Annotated in this window: 20 protein-coding genes and 1 tRNA gene; 2 read left to right on the top strand and 19 right to left on the bottom strand. The window is 63.7% G+C overall.

From position 1 onward, the window contains the following. Positions 1-105 precede the first annotated feature (105 nt). From QMA15_RS21805 to QMA15_RS21770, 8 genes are all read right to left on the bottom strand, one after another. Entirely contained in the window at positions 106-303 is a 198-nt protein-coding gene (locus QMA15_RS21805) for a hypothetical protein (RefSeq protein WP_003946112.1), read from the bottom strand. A 152-nt stretch (positions 304-455) separates the two neighbouring features. Then, positions 456-878: a DUF2752 domain-containing protein gene (locus QMA15_RS21800; RefSeq protein WP_021342697.1), complete on the bottom strand. Its 423-nt coding sequence runs from the start codon at positions 876-878 to the stop codon at positions 456-458. A 30-nt stretch (positions 879-908) separates the two neighbouring features. Then, on the bottom strand, positions 909-1,469 hold the full coding sequence (locus QMA15_RS21795) for an RDD family protein (RefSeq protein ID WP_069147163.1): 561 nt from the start codon (positions 1,467-1,469) through the stop codon (positions 909-911). 121 nt (positions 1,470-1,590) lie between these two features. Then, positions 1,591-1,663, bottom strand: a tRNA-Thr gene (locus QMA15_RS21790). A 30-nt stretch (positions 1,664-1,693) separates the two neighbouring features. Then, complete coding sequence (locus QMA15_RS21785; RefSeq protein WP_290286400.1) at positions 1,694-2,923, bottom strand: DNA polymerase III subunit delta'; 1,230 nt, start codon at positions 2,921-2,923, stop codon at positions 1,694-1,696. Between the two features lie 33 nt (positions 2,924-2,956). Further along, a complete protein-coding gene (gene topA / locus QMA15_RS21780; protein ID WP_019746651.1) occupies positions 2,957-5,893 on the bottom strand; it encodes a type I DNA topoisomerase in 2,937 nt (978 codons plus the stop codon). Positions 5,894-6,108: 215 nt separating this feature from the next. Next, positions 6,109-6,693, bottom strand: coding sequence for a hypothetical protein (locus QMA15_RS21775; protein ID WP_003946106.1), 585 nt, complete (start codon positions 6,691-6,693; stop codon positions 6,109-6,111). Between the two features lie 184 nt (positions 6,694-6,877). Beyond that, on the bottom strand, positions 6,878-7,081 hold the full coding sequence (locus QMA15_RS21770; protein WP_003946117.1) for a cold-shock protein: 204 nt from the start codon (positions 7,079-7,081) through the stop codon (positions 6,878-6,880). A gap of 456 nt (positions 7,082-7,537) precedes the next feature. On the opposite strand from QMA15_RS21770, the gene QMA15_RS21765 reads away from it, so the two are divergent. Then, positions 7,538-9,826, top strand: coding sequence for a DEAD/DEAH box helicase (locus QMA15_RS21765; protein WP_279163206.1), 2,289 nt, complete (start codon positions 7,538-7,540; stop codon positions 9,824-9,826). Between the two features lie 7 nt (positions 9,827-9,833). Here the strand turns inward: QMA15_RS21765 and QMA15_RS21760 are convergent, their stop codons facing one another. From QMA15_RS21760 to ssd, 7 genes are all read right to left on the bottom strand, one after another. Beyond that, complete coding sequence (locus QMA15_RS21760; protein WP_019746648.1) at positions 9,834-10,184, bottom strand: Rv3654c family TadE-like protein; 351 nt, start codon at positions 10,182-10,184, stop codon at positions 9,834-9,836. Then, the gene (locus tag QMA15_RS21755) at positions 10,181-10,540 is read right to left on the bottom strand and encodes a TadE family type IV pilus minor pilin (RefSeq protein WP_020968274.1); all 360 of its coding nucleotides are present in this window, start codon (positions 10,538-10,540) and stop codon (positions 10,181-10,183) included. Before QMA15_RS21755 ends, QMA15_RS21760 begins: the two co-directional genes overlap by 4 nt. Then, complete coding sequence (locus QMA15_RS21750) at positions 10,540-10,743, bottom strand: DUF4244 domain-containing protein (protein WP_029254344.1); 204 nt, start codon at positions 10,741-10,743, stop codon at positions 10,540-10,542. Before QMA15_RS21750 ends, QMA15_RS21755 begins: the two co-directional genes overlap by 1 nt. Before the next feature lie 65 nt (positions 10,744-10,808). Beyond that, positions 10,809-11,393 carry a type II secretion system F family protein gene (locus QMA15_RS21745; protein ID WP_029254343.1) on the bottom strand — a complete coding sequence of 195 codons (585 nt, stop codon included), beginning with the start codon at positions 11,391-11,393 and terminating at the stop codon, positions 10,809-10,811. Continuing rightward, positions 11,390-12,178, bottom strand: coding sequence for a type II secretion system F family protein (locus QMA15_RS21740; RefSeq protein ID WP_134998513.1), 789 nt, complete (start codon positions 12,176-12,178; stop codon positions 11,390-11,392). The genes QMA15_RS21745 and QMA15_RS21740 overlap by 4 nt, the downstream gene beginning before the upstream one ends. Next, positions 12,175-13,356, bottom strand: a complete 1,182-nt coding sequence (locus QMA15_RS21735) for a TadA family conjugal transfer-associated ATPase (RefSeq protein WP_279162998.1) — start codon at positions 13,354-13,356, stop codon at positions 12,175-12,177. The genes QMA15_RS21740 and QMA15_RS21735 overlap by 4 nt, the downstream gene beginning before the upstream one ends. Further along, complete coding sequence (gene ssd, locus QMA15_RS21730; protein WP_020905980.1) at positions 13,353-14,447, bottom strand: septum site-determining protein Ssd; 1,095 nt, start codon at positions 14,445-14,447, stop codon at positions 13,353-13,355. The genes QMA15_RS21735 and ssd overlap by 4 nt, the downstream gene beginning before the upstream one ends. Before the next feature lie 312 nt (positions 14,448-14,759). On the opposite strand from ssd, the gene QMA15_RS21725 reads away from it, so the two are divergent. Further along, complete coding sequence (locus QMA15_RS21725) at positions 14,760-15,578, top strand: HAD-IB family hydrolase (RefSeq protein ID WP_019746641.1); 819 nt, start codon at positions 14,760-14,762, stop codon at positions 15,576-15,578. A gap of 390 nt (positions 15,579-15,968) precedes the next feature. On the opposite strand, the gene QMA15_RS21720 is transcribed toward QMA15_RS21725, so the two are convergent. From QMA15_RS21720 to QMA15_RS21705, 4 genes are read right to left on the bottom strand one after another with little or no spacing between them, the layout of a single operon-like run. After that, on the bottom strand, positions 15,969-16,718 hold the full coding sequence (locus tag QMA15_RS21720; RefSeq protein WP_279162997.1) for an oxidoreductase: 750 nt from the start codon (positions 16,716-16,718) through the stop codon (positions 15,969-15,971). A 56-nt stretch (positions 16,719-16,774) separates the two neighbouring features. Then, the gene (locus tag QMA15_RS21715; RefSeq protein WP_020968270.1) at positions 16,775-18,499 is read right to left on the bottom strand and encodes an ABC transporter ATP-binding protein; all 1,725 of its coding nucleotides are present in this window, start codon (positions 18,497-18,499) and stop codon (positions 16,775-16,777) included. 5 nt (positions 18,500-18,504) lie between these two features. After that, entirely contained in the window at positions 18,505-19,461 is a 957-nt protein-coding gene (locus QMA15_RS21710) for an ABC transporter permease (protein WP_019746638.1), read from the bottom strand. After that, positions 19,454-20,380, bottom strand: a complete 927-nt coding sequence (locus tag QMA15_RS21705; protein WP_019746637.1) for an ABC transporter permease — start codon at positions 20,378-20,380, stop codon at positions 19,454-19,456. The genes QMA15_RS21710 and QMA15_RS21705 overlap by 8 nt, the downstream gene beginning before the upstream one ends. Positions 20,381-20,414: the final 34 nt, after the last annotated feature.

The following is a 20,414-nucleotide window of genomic DNA, read 5'->3' as shown; positions in this document are numbered from 1 at the left end:
CTCGCAGGTGGGAGTCGGTGTCCGTGTCGCTCTGACCTGGACAAAGTTACGCGAAGATCAACACAACACCAAATCGCCAGGTCAGAGCACTGCGGTCGGTTAACTTCACGGAACCCAGTACCTCTCGGCCAGTTCTTCGACGATCGGATCGCCTTCCTCGGCCTGTTCCAACGCTTCGAGATCGTCGTTGATCGACACCAGCCGGGGATCGTCACCCTCAGCTTCCTGAATCGGGTGCCGACCGTCCTCGGCGAGTTGCCTCAGTAGCTTTTCCTTGACGCGCGCTTTCAACGAATCAGCCATACCGCCAGCATGTGCCGCTCCGGCCCAGTTGTCGAGGCCTACTCGTCGTCCTTCTTGCCGAAGACACGCCGTGCCGTCGGAATCAGGATGATCAGCGCGCCGAGCAGAACGATGAGCGAAAAAACCTGCAGTGCCATGTCGACCTCTTACCGTCACGCCGGCGCGAGCCAGCTCCCCCACGGGGTGTTTCGAACAACCGTAAATGCAACGAGAACTCCGAGCACCACGATCGTCACAGTCGGCCGAAGCACGATCATGCGATCCCGCGTGCCTTTCCAACGGCGCACTGTCCAACCGATCCACGCGATCACCAACACCGCGACAAACGGCACGATCAAGACATTGCTGGACACTGCGGCGCCAACATCCAGATTAGTCAGGTCATTGACCGCACGAAGGCCACCACACGCCGGGCACCACAATCCCGTCAACGCATACATCGGACAAACGCCGTAACTACCCGCACTGTGGGGATCACGGAAGTGGAGTACCGCGGCGGCCGTCACCGCCACTGCAGCAACACCGACGGGTGCGGCCAGCGCGCGTCGTCGACTTGCGACCACTTCCAACTCCATGACATCCACTGTAAGAGACCTCGGCAGCGACTAGCGCGCGCGAACGACTACCGACCGGACCACCATGTCGTGCCAGCACTGGTGCTTCGAGTCCCAGAGCGGCCAGAGATAGTTGAGGAAGCAGGCGCCACCCAGGATCGCCATCATGATCCAACGAAGCAGCGCCATCACCGGGCCGAGAGGCACACCGTCGGACTCCCGAATCACCGAAATTCCCAGCCACTTCTTGCCGAGCGTCTGTCCGGTGTTCCCTTGCCTGAAGACGAGATTCCACACCTCGATCAAGAAGATCGCCAGTATGCCGACGACCATGACGATCACCCCGACCGGATTACCGCCTTCAGCGCTCACGCTGCCGTCGTCGTATGTGGTCACTTCGGATCCGGAGAACGCGATCACTGCTCCGATGCCCGCGAGGATGACGCCGGGGAGCGGAACGACAAAGCCGTCGAGGATTGACGCAAACACCCGAGAGATCCAGCTTGCGTACGGATAGGCGGGCGTCGGCGGCTGATAACCCTGCGGCGGCATCTGCCCGTACGGCGGCTGATTCTGCGATGGTTGGCCTGGTCCCCAGTTCTGATCCGACATCGAGGTCTCTCCTGTTCAGGCACGTGTTCGCCGAACTCAGGATAAACCGCACATACGCAAGAATTGGGAACTAACGACAAGAGCCCCACATCCGGATTTCCGGGTGTGGGGCTCTTGGCTGAGCTGCCTGAGAGAATCGAACTCTCGACCTTTTCATTACGAGTGAAATGCTCTACCGACTGAGCTAAGGCAGCGTGCCTTTCGGCGGTGGCGAGTCTATCTGGTCAACCCCCGGATCGCGAAAACGGGGGTCGGAAAGCGGCTCCGATGGAGGCAACCATCGCATCGAGCGCCCACTGCAACTTGACGTTGAAGTCGACGGCCTCGCGGCATTCGAGCACCGCTTCGATGCACTTGAGCAACCCCACCGGGGACGTTCGTGCAGCCAACTCGGCAGCCTGCCGAGCCATGTCGGGATGGGTCGCCGTCGACGTCGACCCCAGCGAATAGGAAAGCGCGTCCCGGTACATGCCGGCCAGGTCGATCAGCGTCCGGTCGAGAAGATCGCGGCGGGCCCGGGTGTCGCGCGATTTCTGGCGTGCTTCGAGGTCCTTGATCAGACCAGCCGATCCGCGCAGAGTCCCGGCTGTTCCCTTGCCGGTTCCACCGCCACCCAAGGAGACCTTGAGCTCCTCGAGTTCCTGTTCCTTGAGTTCGGCGTAGAACGCCTTGGTGTCAGCCTCGATCGACTTCACCAAGTTCTCTGCGGCCTTGTACGCCGTCGAAGCACCGATCGCGTCTGCGGCCAGCCGAAGCGAACGCTGACGCTCGTCCCGCGCGCTCTCGTCGGTGGCGAGGCGCCGCGCCCGACCGACATGTCCGCCGCTGATCGATGCGGCGATTCTCGCTCGCTCCGGATCCAGCCCGTCGCGGTCGATCAGTACCTGAGCGATCGATTCGACGGACGGCGTCACCAACGGCATGTGCCTACACCGCGAACGGAGGGTGACAGACATGTCTTCCGGATCGGTCGTCGGCGCGCAGAGCAGGATGACCGTGCGGTCCGGTGGCTCCTCGACAACCTTCAGCAGGGCGTTGGCTGCGCCTTCGGTCAAACGATCGGCATCCTCGACCACGATGACCTGCCACCGCCCCGTCGTCGGCCGACGCGAAGCGATGTTGACTATCTCGCGCATGCCTTTGACGCTGATGCTCAGGCCGTCGGGGATGATCCGTCGTACGTCACCGTGGGTTCCACCCATCGTCGTCGTACACGCATGACACTCACCGCACCCTGGTGCACCGTCGGAGGTGCATTGCAGGGCTGCGGCGAAGCAGAGAGCAGCAACCGAACGACCAGAGCCGGGTGGCCCGGTGAAGAGCCACGCGTGGGTCATCTCCGAGCCGCTGGAATCGCCACGAGCCGACAGCGCAGCATCACGCAGGCTCTGCTCGACGTCGTGCTGACCCACCAGCCGACCGAACACACCTCGTTCGGCCACTTCAGTACTCATGCAAAAACCCTAACCGTCGGCACCGACGAAGCCTTACGAGTCCTTCTTCGCCGGAGCCTTCTTGGCGGCGGCCTTCTTGGCCGGGGCCTTCTTGGCGGCTGTTTTCTTGGCAGCGGCCTTCTTTGCCGGGGCCTTCTTGGCAGCAGCCTTCTTCTTGACCGGGCCGCGCGCACGACGATCAGCCAGCAACTCCGACGCACGAGCATCGGAAATGGATTCGACGTCGTCGTCCTTACGGAGGCTGGCGTTGGTCTCGCCGTCGGTGACGTACGGACCGAAACGGCCGTCCTTGATCACCATCGGCTTCTCGCTGACCGGATCGACGCCCAACTCACGCAACGGAGGCGTTGCCGATGCCTGACGCCCACGACGCTTCGGCTCGGCGTAGATCTTGAGCGCTTCGTCGAGCGTGACGGTGAACATCTGCTCTTCGTTGGCGAGCGAGCGTGAGTCCGTGCCCTTCTTCAGGTACGGACCGTAACGGCCGTTCTGCGCGGTGATCTCTTCCTTGGATTCGGGGTCGACACCCACCACGCGCGGAAGCGACAGCAGACGAAGTGCATCTTCTAAGGTGATCGTCGCCAAATCCATGGACTTGAGCAGCGATCCCGTCCGCGGCTTGGGGCCCGCGACCTTCTTGGCAGCCTTCTTCGCGGGTGCCTTCTTGGCTGCGGCCTTCTTCACCGCAGTCTTGGTACTGCCCGAACTGATTTCTTCCGGCTCGGGAGCGGAGACGGGAACGATGTCCGGTTCCGGCTCGGCCGGCGGTTCGGGCAGGATCTCGGTCACGTAGGGACCGAAGCGGCCTTCCTTCGCGACGATCTCGTGGCCCGTCAGTGGGTCGACGCCCAGCTTGCGGCCCTCTTGAGGCGTCGAGAACAGTTTCTCGGCGTACTCGGGAGTGAGCTCGTCCGGCGGCAGGTCGTCGGGAAGATTTGCCCGCTGCGAGATCAGATCGCCTTCGGGATCGTCCGGGTTCTGAACCATGCGCTCGAGATACGGGCCGAACCGGCCGACGCGCACGTGCACCTCGCGGCCCTCGGCGTCGTCGAAGAGACGGATGGAGTTGACCTCGCGAGCGTCGATCTCCTCGAGGTTGACTCCGACCATCTTCTTCAGCCCGCCCTCGCGGGCGACCGAACCTTCTGCGCCTGTCTCGCCGCCGAAGTAGAAGCTGCTCAGCCAGTTGCCGCGCTGCTCACGGCCACCGGCGATCGCGTCGAGATCGTCTTCCATTCCTGCCGTGAAGTCGAAGTCGACCAGCCGGCCGAAGTGCACCTCGAGCAGTCCGATGACGGCAAACGCCACCCAGGACGGAACCAGCGCGCTGCCACGTTTGTAGACGTATCCGCGATCGAGGATGGTCTTGATGATCGACGAGTAGGTCGAAGGACGGCCGATGCCGAGTTCTTCGAGCGTCTTGATCAGGCTGGCTTCTGTGTAGCGAGCGGGCGGGTTGGTGCTGTGCCCGTCCGGATCGAGCTTGGTGGCCGTGACTTCCTGGCCCTTGACCAGTACCGGAAGCCTGGATTCGGCGTCGTCGGACTGACCGCCGGCTTCTTCGTCGACACTTTCGACGTAAGCCTTGAGGAAGCCGGCGAACACGATGGTGCGACCCGAAGCGGAGAACGTGCAGTCCTCGCCGGTGCCTGCCGTGCCGGAGATACGGAGCGTCAGCGTCGTACCGCGGGCGTCGGCCATCTGCGAAGCGACGGTCCGCTGCCAGATCAGTTCGTACAGCTTGAACTCGTCGGAATCGAGCTTGGAGTGCAGCTGACCCGGGGTCTGGAACACGTCGCCGGCGGGGCGGATCGCCTCGTGAGCTTCCTGCGCGTTCTTGACCTTGCGGGTGTACTGACGCGGCGTCGGATGGACGTACTCCGGACCGTACAACTCGGTGGCCTGCGCACGAGCGGCTGCGATCGCCGACTCCGAGAGCGTCGTCGAGTCGGTACGCATGTAGGTGATGTAGCCGTTTTCGTACAGACGCTGCGCGATGCGCATTGCGCGCTCGGACGTGAAACGAAGTTTGCGTCCGGCTTCCTGCTGGAGCGTCGACGTCATGAACGGCGGGTAAGGCTTGCGCGTGTACGGCTTGTCCTCGGCGGAGGAAACCGTGAGGTCGACGCCCTGCAACGCTTCCGCGAGACGACGCGCGTACGCCTCGTCGAGCACGGTGACCGCGCTGCCCTTGAGCTTTCCGTCAGCTCCGAAATCGCGACCGGAGGCGACACGCGAACCGTCGACGGAGACCAGGCGAGCACCGAAACTACGCGGGCTGGCCTCTGCACCGGCGTCGAGCGTCGCGGAAATGTCCCAGTACGACGCCGACTTGAACGCCATGCGCTCGCGTTCACGCTGGACGATGACGCGAGTGGCCACCGACTGGACGCGGCCGGCCGAGAGCTTCGGCATGACCTTCTTCCAGAGAACCGGGCTGACCTCGTAACCGTAGAGACGGTCGAGGATGCGGCGGGTTTCCTGAGCATCGACGAGGTCGGTGTCGAGTTCGCGGGTGTCTTCGGCGGCAGCACGGATTGCCGGCTCGGTGATCTCGTGGAAGACCATTCGACGAACCGGAATCTTGGGCTTGAGAGTCTCGAGGAGATGCCAGGCGATTGCCTCGCCCTCGCGGTCGGGGTCAGTTGCGAGGAAGAGCTCGTCGGCGTCCTTCAACAGAGACTTGAGTTCGGCGACCTTGCCCTTCTTTTCCGGGCTCACGACATAGAGCGGCTCGAAGTCGTGATCGACGTTGACGCCGAGACGGGCCCATGACTCGCCCTTGTACTTGGCCGGAACGTCTGCTGCGCCTCGCGGCAGGTCGCGAATGTGACCGACCGATGCCTCTACGACGTAGTCCTTACCGAGGTAGGGAGCGATTTTGCGCGCCTTGGTCGGTGACTCGACGATCACGAGGCGACGAGGGTTACCGGACGCTCCCTGACCGCTGCCGTTGTCCGCTTTAGCCACCTGCTGCCCGAGCCTTCCTTTGGACGTTCACTGCCGTCGGCAGATCTTCAGAACTAGACGTGTGGAGCAAGTTATACCCCGTGTCTCTCTTTACAGAGTGACATACCCGCAAGACATTCGTGCAGATCAGTACAGTATGGGCTCCGTCGGACACGCGGCATGAGCACCGTCGGACACGCGGCATGAGCACCGTCGGACGCGAGGCAAGAGCACTGTCAGACGTGCGGCCAGGCGACCGAAGTGTCGACGTGTTTCGGCGCCTCACCGAGGTATTCGACGAGCTTTGTCAGTCTCTTCTTTCCCGACACACGGAGCCCCGGGCCCGGTGTCCGGTTACCCAGTTGAGTCGGCGCGATACCAACCCGCATCAAGGCCTGAGCCAGCGGTGCGTGCGTCTCCTTGGCATGGGGGTCGAGGCCGAACACGAATCGCTCGCCGCCTTCTTCGAGCCTGCCGGCCGCGACGGCCCACACCCGGAGTTGGCGGGAGTTCGGTACCCAACCGACCGGCACCGCCTTCACAGCTCCCTTGGTCCACTGCACGGACAGCGGAAGGAGTGCGGGCGTCGACTGAGTGCGGACCAATGGGCTGCCTTCTTCACTACGCGTCACCTCGGCCCCGAGTCCGCACTGCGCGATCAACTCGGCAACAGCCTGCGCTCTCCAGTCCCGATCCACGACGATCGAGATCCGGGCACGGTCCTCCGAGGTCACGACCTGACCCGGTCCGGCCAGCATTCCGGCGAGGTCCGTCACGGCAGGTGGAATCGACTCGGCAGAGAAAAAGGACAGTTGGCTCACAGAGTGAAACGTAAGCCACGAAGGTACTGACGGCATAGACGACCGGCCGTGGTCGAACAGCTGCGTGCATTACCTCGGACAGAGAAAGACTGGCTCAGCCCGAAAAGATTTGTCCCCCACCGCACGGATGCGATGGGGGACAAATACTGTCCGAACTAATCGCTCAGCGAGTGAGCGGAAAAAATCAGACCGCGCGAACGCCGGTAGCCTGGGGACCCTTGGTGCCCTGGCCGACCTCGAACTCCACACGCTGGTTCTCCTCGAGGGTACGGAAGCCGTTGCCCTGAATTTCGGAGTAGTGAACGAAGACGTCTGCGGAACCGTCTTCGGGAGCGATGAAGCCGAAGCCCTTTTCAGCGTTGAACCACTTCACAGTGCCCTGTGCCATGCTTTTCCTTCTCTTTCTAACACCGGATTCGGTGAACAGCCCTTACAGTCCACCGGGCCGGTTCCGACCGCTGTACGTCTTTATTTCCCCCTCAGGAAAGGCAGAGCACCGCGCCCGCAACAACGATCCTGCGAGCGTGCACTTTCTCAAGCCTACGAACACAGAAGCTGCGACCGATTGTCAGTCAACCATGTTCTCCGCGTGCACAACAGTCGAAAAGGGAACTAAAAACGTTAAAAGTTCGCTACGAGAAAAACGGCCCACGATCGTGGCTTCCCGCTTCCGCGCCGACCACCCGGTTCCACCAAGACCGCCGGCCGTTGCGTATCATCAAAACTGCAGGTAGCGACAGTTTCCGATTGCCGCCACACCCCAACGCCGAGCCCGGAGAGTCACGTGAACGCACCTTCCCCGATCCCCGCCCCGGGAGGGAAGCCTGGCGACACCTACGGGCAGATGCTGCTCGATCGCGTCGTCGCCGGGGTCAGTGGAAGCGAAAAACCACTGATGTTCACCGCGCAGTTGCCTGCTCGCGTAGCCGAGTTCACCGAATGGCCGGAGTGGGTGCACCCCAGCGTCGTACGCGCGCTCGCCGAGCACAGCGTGCGGTCCCCGTGGATCCACCAGAGTGAGGCCGCCGACCTCGCTCACGAGGGAAAACACGTGGTCGTGGCCACCGGTACGGCGTCGGGTAAGTCACTGGCATACCAACTCCCGGTGCTGACGGCCATGGCGACCGATCCGCTCGCAACTGCCCTGTACCTCTCCCCCACCAAAGCGCTGGGCTCGGATCAACTGCGAGCAGTGCTGTCCCTCACCGACTTCGACGTCGAACTTCGCAGCACGAACGCCAGTGCGTACGACGGCGACACCTCGCAGGAACTCCGCACCTGGGCACGCGAGAACTCACGCTGGCTCTTCACCAACCCCGACATGATCCACATTTCGCTGCTCCGCACCCATCAGCGATGGGCGCACTTCTTCCGCAACCTGAAATACGTGATCATCGACGAATGCCACTCCTACAGGGGAGTCTTCGGATCCAACGTCGCGCTCGTGATCCGGCGACTTCGCAGGATTGCAGCGCGCTACGGCGCCGAACCTACCTTCATCCTGGCCAGCGCGACCACGGCAGATCCCGGCGCAGCGGCCTCGCGGCTCATCGGCGCACACTGCAGCGAGGTCACGGAAGACGGATCGCCTCACGGCCCACGCACCGTCGCACTGTGGGAGCCTCCGCTACTCGAGGCATTGACCGGCGAAAACGGTAGCCCGGTACGACGTCCCGCGGGCGCGGAAGCAGCGCGGATCATGGCCGACCTCATGATCGAGGGCGCCCGTACTCTCACCTTCGTCCGCTCCCGCCGCGGTGCCGAACTGACCGCGATGGCCACCAAACGTCTACTCGCCGAGGTGGACCCGGACCTCGCCGAGCGAGTCGCGTCGTATCGCGCCGGATATCTGGCCGAGGACCGTCGCGAACTGGAAGCTGCACTCGCCGACGGCACGCTGCTGGGCGCAGCCACCACCAACGCGCTGGAGCTCGGCGTCGACATCGCAGGCCTCGACGCCGTTGTCGTGGCAGGCTTCCCGGGGACCGTTGCCTCGTTCTGGCAGCAGGCCGGTCGCTCCGGGCGACGCGGCGAGGGTTCACTCGTCGTGTTGATCGCCCGCGACGATCCACTCGACACCTACCTCGTTCACCATCCGTCGGCGGTACTCGACAAACCCGTCGAGGCGACGGTGACAGATCCCGGAAATCCGTACGTCCTGGGACCACAACTTCTCTGCGCTGCAATGGAACTCCCACTTTCCGATGTCGAGGTGGACGCTTTCGGGGCTCTCGAGGTTCTGACCAGGCTGTCGGAGGAAGGCAAGATCCGGCGCCGAAAGCATGGATGGTTCGTCACCGCCGATTCGAACCCCCACGGCTCTTTGGACATTCGCGGCGGTATCGGAACTCAGGTGGCCATTGTCGACGGTGAATCCGGCCGGATGCTGGGTACTGTCGATGCGGGCCGCGCTCCGGCCACAGTTCATCCCGGTGCCGTGCACATTCATCAAGGCGAGACCTATGTCGTCGACGAACTGGACCTCGACGTCGGACTCGCATTGGTGCACACCGAGAATCCGGACTGGACCACCTCGGCCCGCGAGACCACCGAAATCACGATCACCGAACAACTCGAGCACAAGAACTACGGCGACATCGCCGTCGCTCTCGTCCAGGTCGAGGTGACACATCAAGTCGTCGGGTACCTACGACGGTTGACTTCGGGTGAAGTCCTCGACTCGATCGAACTCGACATGCCCGCACACACTTTGCCCACCAGGGCAGTGATGTACACGGTCACGCCGGAACTACTCGAATCCATCGGGGTGCCGCCCGAACGGTTCCCCGGATCACTGCATGCCGCCGAACATGCCGCGATCGGTCTGCTGCCACTGGTGGCGATCTGCGACCGCGGAGACATCGGCGGCGTATCGACGGCGATGCACGCGGACACCGGACTCCCGACTGTCTTCGTCTACGACGGTCACGCCGGCGGCGCCGGGTTCGCCGACCGGGGGCACAGCGAACTGTCACGGTGGCTCACCGCGACGCGCGACGCCATACTCTCCTGCGAGTGCGCTCACGGATGCCCGTCCTGCGTCTATTCACCCAAGTGCGGCAACGGAAACGACCCACTCGACAAAGACGGCGCGGTCAAGGTTCTGACCGCCGTCATCGATACGATCAGCTGAGACACGATCAGCCGATCGGACCCGCACGAGCGTAGGCCTGCGCGTCGCCGATCCCGAAGCCCGACAACAACACCGGTGCACGTATCTCGACAACTACATCCCACCCCTGCACCTCACATTCCGCGAGCACCGTACGCATACGCTCCGCGATCGCCGCGGACTTCGCACACGCAGACGCCTCACCTCCGTCCAAGGCGCCCGCACCGCCGAGAGCCGAAAGATCAGCGGCCGACTGAGCAGTGTGCCGGGCCACCACCGCGGACCCGACATGCAGCATCCCACCGGTCACCATCACGATCGCTGCCAGAACGCAGCACGCCAGAACCGTGGCAACACCTTCGTCGTCACGTAGGTTCACCCCTCTTCCACCCCTGACTCCACAGCTGCCACAGCCTCGGAAGAAATGTCGACCAACGGCAGCAACGTACTCTCGGCGCTGACAACGGCAACGGCAAAGCCGTCAACGATCTCCACCGAGATCGACGCATCTTGGGGTGCGATCCGGCGGGCCGTGGCGACCGCAGACTCACGATCACCACGTGCCACCAACCGCGCGGCCTCACGAGCGGCGTCAACACACCGAACCTGCATCGACACCGCGAGGACACCACCGATACACAGCACGACCACCGTGACGATCGACGCCAGAGCAATCGCGGCCTCGACCGTCACGGCGCCGTCGTCGGCTTGCCGAATACCTCTCGTGGACAACATCACACAGCTGTCTTGAGTGCCTTGTCGATGATGCCCGTCAGCGCCGAGACAATGGAGTCGCCGGTGACAACCGTGTACAGGACGGCACCGAATGCGGCGGCCGCAATCGTGCCGATCGCATACTCCGCGGTAGACATACCGTCGTCCTTCGTTACCAACAGCGCAAATCTGGCCGACACCGTCCTGAGCGTCTTCGAAATCATTTCTCCCCCTTCAATCGAAACCTGTGGCAGCATCTCTGCCACAGGAGCTTTCACACGGATCCGGCTCACAACAGGCCGTTACCGAGCACAGTCGTGGCAAGCCCGATCACCACCGGGACGATGCCCAGGGCGATGAACGCCGGCAGGAAACACAGTCCGAGTGGACCGCTGATCAGCACTCCCGCACGTTCGGCCGCGGCAGCAGCCAGATCCTCGGCGTCACCTCGACTGCGCTCGGCGAGTTCGGCCATGGACGAGGACAGCGACGAACCCGAACGGGCGGAACGCCGAGCCATTCTGGCGAGCGCCTCGGTATCGGGATCGAGAGCGGCTTCGCTCCACGCGGCGTCGGGATCAGCACCGAGCGTGAGAAGGTCGGCGACGCGACTGAGCTTGTCGGCCATCGGTTTCGGTGCCGTCGACGCCATCGCTGTGATCGCGGCGGAGACGGGAAGCCCCGCTCGCAGGCAGGCCCCGAGCAGGTCGAGACTTGCGGCAACTGCGAGTGGATCCGGCTTGTCCGGGGCTGAAACCGAATTTTCTGTTGTTGTGTCCGCGAACAGAATTTCTGCCGCCCTGGCCGAAGCGCCGCGGCGAGCGGGAATGATCGCGAGCGCCAACGCGATCATCGCCACGGATGCCCAACTCACGACGTGACCTTCGCAGTTATCCGGTCGGTCCAGAGCAAACCAGCTGAGACACAAGCAGTTCCGATCACGAGCAGCACGCCGCCGAGCCCACCCCCGAACAGCACGCGCAGAGGCGACGCCCCCATCAACTGGCCGAGGCCGATCCCCAACAGCGGTAGAAAAGCCAGCACCGCAGCCGTCGCCCGAGCGCCCGCCAACCCGGCCTCGGTGCGCTGACGAAAGCGTCTACGCCCCAACATGTCCGTCCGGACCGCGCCGAGTAGTTCAGCCAGAGCCAGACCGTGTTGGTCTGCGACCCGCCAGACGGATCCGATACGGGAGAACTCACGCTCGATGCACGAATCCGGTACCGCGAAGGCCGCCGCGGCAGAACCACCGAGACGCGCCCTGGCCCCAGCGGACCGGAACACCGCACTTACTTCGCCGCTACATTCCTCGCCTGCAACAGAACTGGCAACTGCGGGATGCGCACCGACGCTCAGCTCGGCGATCAGCACCTCCAGACCGGAGAGCAGCATCTTCTGTGAGAGGTCCCGGTTTTCGGCCGCCTGCGCGCGGCGCCCACGAAAGATCAAGGTTCCGGCGAGGACGACCGCCGCGCATCCTGCCGCCAAGCCTCCGAGAACCCATGCAGCCGACACCGCGAAAAATGCGGCGACCAACTGCCACGGAATCTGCCGGGAGGGCTTGCGGATGCTCGGGGCGTACGTAGCGAGCCGCGCACGTGAATCCCGCACCGGCGCAATCGAGACCGCCAACGCGAGGACCAGGAAGGAAACTGTCACGTCCCGACCTCCCGGTTGCGAAGCCGGAACATCCGCTCGAGTCGCTCACGACCCGAACCGCCGTCCGGCCATGCCTGCATGATTTGTACGTATCCGTCCGCACCGCGATCGATGACGCCGATCTGTTCGAGACGCCTCGATCCGTCGGCCGATCTGTGTACGTGCAGGATCACTTGAACTGCCGCGGCAAGTTGACTGTGCAACGCGTGGCGATCCATACCGCCGAGCGCAGCCAACGCCTCGAGTCTGGCCGGCACCTCTTCGGGCGAATTGGCGTGAACGGTGCCGGCGCCGCCGTCGTGGCCGGTGTTCATCGCCGTGAGCAGATCCGTCACCTCTGCACCGCGGACCTCACCGACGACGATGCGATCGGGACGCATCCGCAGTGCCTGCCGAACCAGATCGCGCACCGTCACCTCTCCGACGCCCTCGACGTTGGGAGCCCTGGCGACGAGGCGGACGACGTGCGGATGCGGCGGCGCTAGTTCGGCCGCGTCCTCGACGCAGACGATTCGCTCGCGCGGGTCGACGGCGCCGAGCATGGCGGACAACAACGTGGTCTTTCCCGCGCCGGTCCCGCCGATCACCAGGAAGGCCAAGCGGCACGAGATGATGCGATCGAGGAGTTCGCGCGCGTCCGGTTCCACGGCGCCGTGAGCACACAGCGCGTCGAGACCCTGCGTTGCGGGCCGCAGCACTCGCAGTGACACGCAGGTTCCGCCCTGGGCCACCGGTGCGAGTACGGCATGAAGTCGTACCCCGAAGTGCCCGTCGCCGACGCCCCGCAGACAGCCGTCGACCCACGGTTGGGCGTCGTCGAGGCGTCGACCTGCCGACAGTGCCAACCGCTGCGCCAGTCGACGCACGGCTGCCTCGTCGGTGAACCGGACCCCGGACCTTTCGAGGCCGACCCCGCGGTCCACCCAGACCTGATCCGGCGCGGTCACCAGTACATCGGCGACACCGGGTTCGTGCAGCAGTGGTTCGAGCGGCCCTGCGCCTGTCAGTTCCGTCTGGAGCACCCTGACGACCTCCAACAGATCCGTGTCCGCCAGAACGCCGGAGGACTCGGCTCGCACGGCGTCGGCAACGGTGGCCGCCGTCGGCTCGGCGACCGACGACGCCGTCAGCCGCTCGCGAACTCGGTCGAGCAGTTCTGTCGTGACCAACGCGCTCATGCCGCAGCCCTGCGCGGGCGTGCGCCGGATTCGACGGCGTCGAGTACCGCCGTTGCCACCGCACTCAGCGGACAACCTCGGGTCAATTCGAGGCCACCGCGCTCGAGCATCGGCGCCAGCGAGCGGTGGCCGCGCATCACGGCCGTCAGCGGCAGGCCGAGCATGTCTGCCACATCGGCGCCGCGTAGGCCTCCCGGCGCCGGCCCACGCACGACGAGCCCGACATTGGAGTTGTGTCGCACCACCCAGGCTCCGACCTTCTCGGCAGCGACGCACGCAGCCACGGTGGCCGGAACCACCACGAGAACCAAATCCGACATCTCCAACGCGGCCTGACCTACCTCGCTGGGATGACGTGGCACGTCGCAGACCACGAGTCCGCCGGAACTGCGACCTGCGTCCAGCACGGCGCGAACGGCGGTCACTGTCGGACCGTCGATCTCGCGGCGACTGCTCGCCAGAACCCTCAAGAACTTTCCCTTTGCCGGCAGGGCATCGCGCAGCGCATCCGGGGCCAACCGCCCGCCCTCGACGGTCAGTGCACCCCAACGCAATCCGGGGGTCGTCTCGATGCCCAACAGCACATCAGCGCCGGAGCCGAGGGCGTCGACGTCCACCAGTAACGTCGGGACGTGACGTGCCGCCGACGTCAACGCGACAGCCGCCGCAGTTGCCGAGGCTCCGCCGCCGCCACAACCACCCACCACGCTCACGACGGTGCCGTCACCACTCACGTCTACGTGGTCGGCCAGAACTGCGACCAACGCGTTCTCCTCTTCCGGCAGGGACAGAACGCTGTCGGCTCCGATCGCGGTGGCGCTCTTCCAGTCGTCGACGGTCGGTGTGCCGTCGCACACGAGGAACACTCGCGTTCGTTTAGGGGAACGAGTCAGAGCATCCCGCGCAGCCGACGCGTCCAACACGACCGCCGAGGCCCGGTTCCACTGTTGCCGGGAAACGGGATGCTCGGCCTCGTCCAGACAGCGGTCCACCGCGGCAGCGACGCGGCGCACGCTCGCGAGGACCTTCGCGTCGTCGACGAGAACCAGAATGGGAGCCCCGGTTTCCCGAGAGTTGATCGTCGTGTTCATGACTGCAGAGCCTGAACGAGCACCGGCACCGAAAACAGTGGGTCGAGAGAGTCTGTGGACAACTGGGAAGTTGTGGAGAAACAGGCCTGAGACAGAGGACGACCCCCGCCAATGGGGGGAGGAGGCGGGGGCCGTCTGAGTTCAGCCCCGGGGGGTCGGGCTGAACTAGTTCGAACGAATCGAACAGCAACGATCTTACACCCGCCATTGGCGAGAAATGCAAGCCTGAGCTGCACTGAACTGCTGTTTTTCGCCGAAAGAGGACGCTTGCCGAGGAGCACACGAACCGCCTGTCGGACTATCCTCATTCCTGTGACCGACAAGCCTGCGAACGGACTGAATACCGGGCGGACAGCCGCTTTCTTCGATTTGGACAAAACGATCATCGCGAAGTCGAGCACCCTGGCGTTCAGCAAGCCATTCTTCGCCCAGGGTCTGATCAATCGACGCTCGGTTCTCAAGAGCAGCTATGCGCAATTCCTGTTTCTTCTGTCCGGCGCCGATCACGATCAGATGGAGCGCATGCGCGAGCACCTGACTGCGATGTGCGCGGGCTGGGACGTGGAACAGGTGAAGGCCATCGTCGCGGAGACTCTGCACGACATCGTCGACCCACTCGTCTTTGCCGAGGCGGCCGATCTGATCGCCGATCACAAGCTGCGTGGACACGACGTCATCGTGGTGTCGGCGTCGGGCGAGGAGATCGTCGCGCCGATCGCCCGCGCCCTCGGCGCCACCCATTCCGTGGCGACGTCGATGAGGGAAGAAGACGGCCACTACACCGGCGAGGTCGACTTCTACTGCTACGGTCCGGGCAAGGTCGAGGCGATGGAAAAACTCGCCGCGGAATACGGCTACGACCTCGCCGCCAGTTACGCCTACTCCGACTCGGTGACCGATTTGCCCATGCTCGAGGCGGTCGGACATCCCACCGCAGTCAACCCCGATCGTGCATTACGCAAGGAAGCGGCCGTAAACGGTTGGCCCATACTGACTTTCTCGAACCCGGTCTCGCTTCGCGCGCGATTGTCAGCCCAGTCCACGACGACGGTGGCCACTACTGCAGCGGTGGGAATCGCAGCTCTGGTGGCCGGCGCCATGACCTTCGGGCTACTGCGTCGGAAACGCTGAAATCCAATGCCCACAAACAAAAATTGGTACTTGCTGTGAGCCCGGACACAGGGTACAAAGGAGTTACGGAAGAACGGAAGGCCAGGAACGGCTCGGAAGAGAAGGACCGTTTCCCCAACTGAAATTCCTAGCACGGGCACTAGGGCACCCACGCGGAGCACAAGCCACTATAAGGGCAGAAGCGTTGTGGGCCTGCGAGATTCGTTCAATTTGAGCGAGGACCCCGCACCGGTTGCGGGGACGACCTCAGAAAGTGCGATCCCTCGCCGAGGCCACCCACACAACCCACCGAGCACGCTTGGTAACGAGTAGTCCGTGCTGACGGGCGGCGAAGTCGATTTATCGGCAGCGCCGCCCGTTCGTTATGTGCCGGCCCCGCCCTGTTGCAGACTATCCAGTCGCCGCGTCGGCGATCGAAGTCGCTTCTCGCGCACCGGCTTCGAGAGCTCCGCAGCACAAGATCACCCAACTGCCGACACCCGCTGGATTTCCCGAAGCGAATCCAGCCGCGCCGTCCGTGTACGCCTGCGGCCGCCGAAGCCAACTGACCTCGGGGACTCCCAGATTGTGCGGATCCAACCCGGACGAGACCGCAACCAGACGCGAAGCCGCACGTGCAACAATGCCGTCAGCGGTGCCGAACGGGCTCAGCGCCAAGAGTTCTCCGTGCACGACGGCCGCCAGAACCGGCGCCGGTGCACTGGTTCCGCCGGTAACGAGTTGCGCGAGAGCGTCCAACCGCTCCCCCACTCCGCGATCCGAACGTGGCCGCCCCAGTTGATCCGCGTCCTCGACGAGGTCTGCCGCGGCCAGCAGGTGCAGCCGGGCCAAAGCCTGCAGCGGGGCGCGCTTCCACGTCGACTCCATGAGGGGAAGACTGTCGCCGTCCAGAGCCTGAGACACGCGCAGAGCACCCGCGAGAATCGGATCACCGGCCATGCCCTCGGCCGGCAATTCGGTGGTGCCACCGGCCAGCGATGCGGAAGCTCGCGCAGCGCGAACCGCGGCTTCGGCGGCAGTGGTGGACCAACCGCGACGGTTGGTCTTGTGCCGATGAACCTCACCCAGAGCGTCGCGCGCATGATCGGCGGCGGCGCGTACGCCTGGAAGATCGACGAGGGGCTGCAAGGGGTCCGTCACGATCAACGACGGTACCCTTGCAGCCCCTCTGCGGACTTGCCTACCTACCTGTTGCGTCAGCTTCCCAGCGTGATGGACCCGCCGGGAATCGCGTCGAGCAACTTGCGGGTGTAGTCCTGTTGCGGATTGCCGAATACGTCGTCGATCGGTGCCGATTCGACGATCGAGCCACGCGACATCACCAACACGTTGTCCGCGATCTGACGAACCACGGCCAGGTCGTGCGTGATGAAGAGGTACGTCAACCCGAACTCTGCCTGCAGGTCGTTGAGCAGGGTCAAGATCTGATCCTGCACGAGCACGTCGAGAGCGGAGACCGCCTCGTCGCAGATCACGACCTCCGGTTGCAGTGCCAACGCTCGCGCAATTGCGACGCGCTGACGCTGTCCGCCGGAGAGCTCGTTCGGGAACCGTCGCATGACCGACTGGGGCAGACCGACCTTGTCGAGAAGTTCGCGGACGCGAGCCTCCCGTTCTGCTTTGGTCCCGACCTTGTGGGTACGCAGCGGCTCTTCGATCGTGCGGTAGATCGAGTACATCGGGTCGAGCGTGCCGTAAGGGTTCTGGAAGATCGGCTGCACTCGACGACGGAACGCAAAGGTTTCCTTCGCTCCGAGTTTGGACACGTCCTGACCGTCGAAGACCACGTTGCCTGCGGTGGGCTCGAGCAAGCCGAGAACCATCTGCGCGACCGTCGACTTACCGGAACCCGATTCGCCGACGATTGCAGTCGTGGTTCCGCGGCGGACCTTGAAGGACACGTCGTTCACGGCTGTGAAGTCGGTGGTCTTGCGGAAACCCTTGCGCAGCTTGAACACCTTGGTCAGATGATCGACGACAAGAACGTCGTCGGTCGCCTTGCCGAAGGACTCTGCCGCACTTTCCTCGGCCTTCACCGCTTCGGCGACCTCTTCCGCCTGTTCGCGAATCTCGGCGCGTGCCACTGATGAGCTGAGCCGCTTCGACGCCAACGACGGCGCAGCAGCGACCAGCTTCTGCGTGTACGGATGCTGCGGGCGCTTCAGAATCTCCAGCGCCGGACCGGATTCGACGATACGACCCTTGCTCATCACGATCAGATGCTCGGCGCGCTCGGCGGCCAAGCCCAGATCGTGAGTGATGAGCAGAACGGCGGTGCCGAGTTCCGTTGTCAGACCGTCTAGGTGATCGAGGATCTGACGCTGGACCGTGACGTCGAGCGCCGACGTCGGCTCGTCCGCGATCAGGAGCTTCGGACGAGCGGACAACCCGATCGCGATGAGTGCGCGCTGACGCATACCGCCCGAGAACTCGTGCGGGTACTGCCCCAACCGGCTCTCGGCCTCCGCGAGTCCTGCCTCCTCGAGCAGTTCCGCAGCCCGAACCTTGGCTGCCTTGCCCTTGGCGATCCCGTTGGCGGCCAGTGCTTCCTCGATCTGGAAGCCCACTTTCCACACGGGATTCAGATTCGACATCGGGTCCTGCGGAACCAAACCGATCTGGCTTCCCCGGATGTGGACGAAGTCCTTCTCCGAGACCTTCGAGATGTCCTTGCCGTCGAAGATGATCTCGCCTGCCGTCACCTTGCCGGTGCCGGGAAGCAGATTGATGATCGAGTGGGCGGTAGTGGACTTACCCGAACCCGATTCGCCGACGATCGCGACAGTCTGACCCGGGTAGACGGTCAGGCTGACGCCTCGAACTGCCGGAACCGGACCGGAATTGGACTGGAAAGACACCTCGAGATCACGAATCTCGAGCAACGGAGTTTCCTCCGAGGTGAGAGTTTCCTTGGTGGTCATCGTGCTCACCGCTTCCGCGACTTGGGATCGAGGGCGTCGCGCAGAGCGTCACCCATCATGATGAATCCGAGAACGGTGATCGCCAAAGCCGTTGCCGGGTAGAACAGAATGGTCGAACCCTGACGCAGCGTCACCTGAGCGTTGCTGATGTCGCCGCCCCACGAAACCTCGGTGGACGGAAGACCGATACCGAGGAAGGACAGCGTCGCCTCGGCAACGATGTACGTACCGAGCGAGATGGTGGCGACCACGATGATGGGCGCCAACGAGTTCGGGATGACGTGGCGGATCAGTGTCTTGAGCTTCGAGACACCCAACGCTTCCGAGGCCATGACGTAATCGTTGTTCTTCGCCGAGATCACCGCGCCTCGAGCGATTCTTGCCATCTGCGGCCAGCCGAAGAGCGCCAGCACGCCGACGACGGTCCAGATGGTGCGATCGGTGAACAGCTGCATCAGGACGATGGCAGCCAGGATCAGCGGGATGCCGAAGAAGATGTCGGCGACACGGGAGAGGATCGAATCGGTCCATCCGCCGTAGAAACCGGACAGCGCACCGAAGATCACGCCGATCACCAGCACCGACGCCGTGACACCGACGCCCACGAGTACGGATGCGCGAGCACCGTAGATGGTGCGCGAGTACACGTCACAGCCCTGGCGGTCGAAACCGAACCAGTGCCCTGAGGTCGGCCCCTGCATGCTGTAGGTCAGGTCGCAGAACCGCGGATCGGTGCTCGTGAACAAGCTCGGAAACGCTGCGATGACGATGACCGCGAGGATGATGATCGTCGAGATGATGAACAGGGGGCGCTTGCGTAGGTCGCGCCACGCATCGGTCCACATGCTCGTCGGCGCCTGATCGAGTTTGACGGCGTCCGTCTCCCCCGGTGCCGCAACTTCGGGCGGTGCCACGAAATGACTTTGCCGGACTGCGCGTCCGGTCTTCACGGTCTCAGACATAGCGGATCCTCGGATCGAGCGCGGCGTACAAGAGGTCGACGAGCAGATTCGCGATCAGGTAGATCACGATCAGGATGGTGACGAACGAAACCACCGTCGGCGCTTCACCTCTGGTCACGGCCTGGTAGATCGTGCCACCGACGCCGTTGATGTTGAAGATGCCCTCGGTGACGATGGCGCCGCCCATCAACGTTGCGAGGTCGGCACCCAGGAACGTGACCACGGGGATCAGCGAGTTGCGCAACACGTGCACGCGAACCACTCGTCCACGGGAAAGTCCCTTGGCGGTAGCGGTGCGGACGTAATCGGCAGTCAGATTCTCCGCCACGGACGTTCGGGTCAGTCGCAGTACGTACGCGAACGAGACCGAACCAAGAACCAGGGCAGGGAGCAGGAGATTGGTGAAGCTGGTGTTGCCACCGACCGTCGGCGGGACGATGCCCCATTTGACGCCGATGAAGAACTGAGCCAGGAAGCCGATCACGAAGATCGGGATGGCGATGAGAACGAGGCTGAACAGCAGGACGGTGCTGTCGAAGAATCCGCCCTTACGCAGGCCCGCGATGAGGCCGAAGCCGACACCGAAGACCGTCTCGACGATCAGTGCCATGAAGGCAAGTTTCATCGTGATCGGAAATGCCTGTGCCAGAACTTCACTGACAGGTCGTCCGGAGAACGACGTGCCGAAGTCCAGCGTGAAGATGCCCTTCAGGTACAGCAGGTACTGCTGATAGAAGGGGAGATCGAGGTGGTAGCGCTCCCGAAGCTGTGCTGCCACAGCCGGACTGAGCGCCTTGTCGCCCGCCAACGCGGCAATCGGATCACCGGGAAGCAGGAAGACCATGGCGTAGATCAGAAGAGTGGCCCCGAGAAAAACCGGGATCATTTGAAGCACTCGGCGACCGATGTACCAGAGCATCGGATCACCTCCTTGTCGATGATCGTGTACGTCA

It is taken from the genome of Rhodococcus sp. APC 3903 (genome assembly GCF_030407755.1).
In the GTDB taxonomy this organism is placed as follows: domain Bacteria; phylum Actinomycetota; class Actinomycetes; order Mycobacteriales; family Mycobacteriaceae; genus Rhodococcus_F; species Rhodococcus_F erythropolis.
Note: the sequence above shows the minus strand (reverse complement) of the source record. Positions and strands in the feature narration are given on the sequence as shown.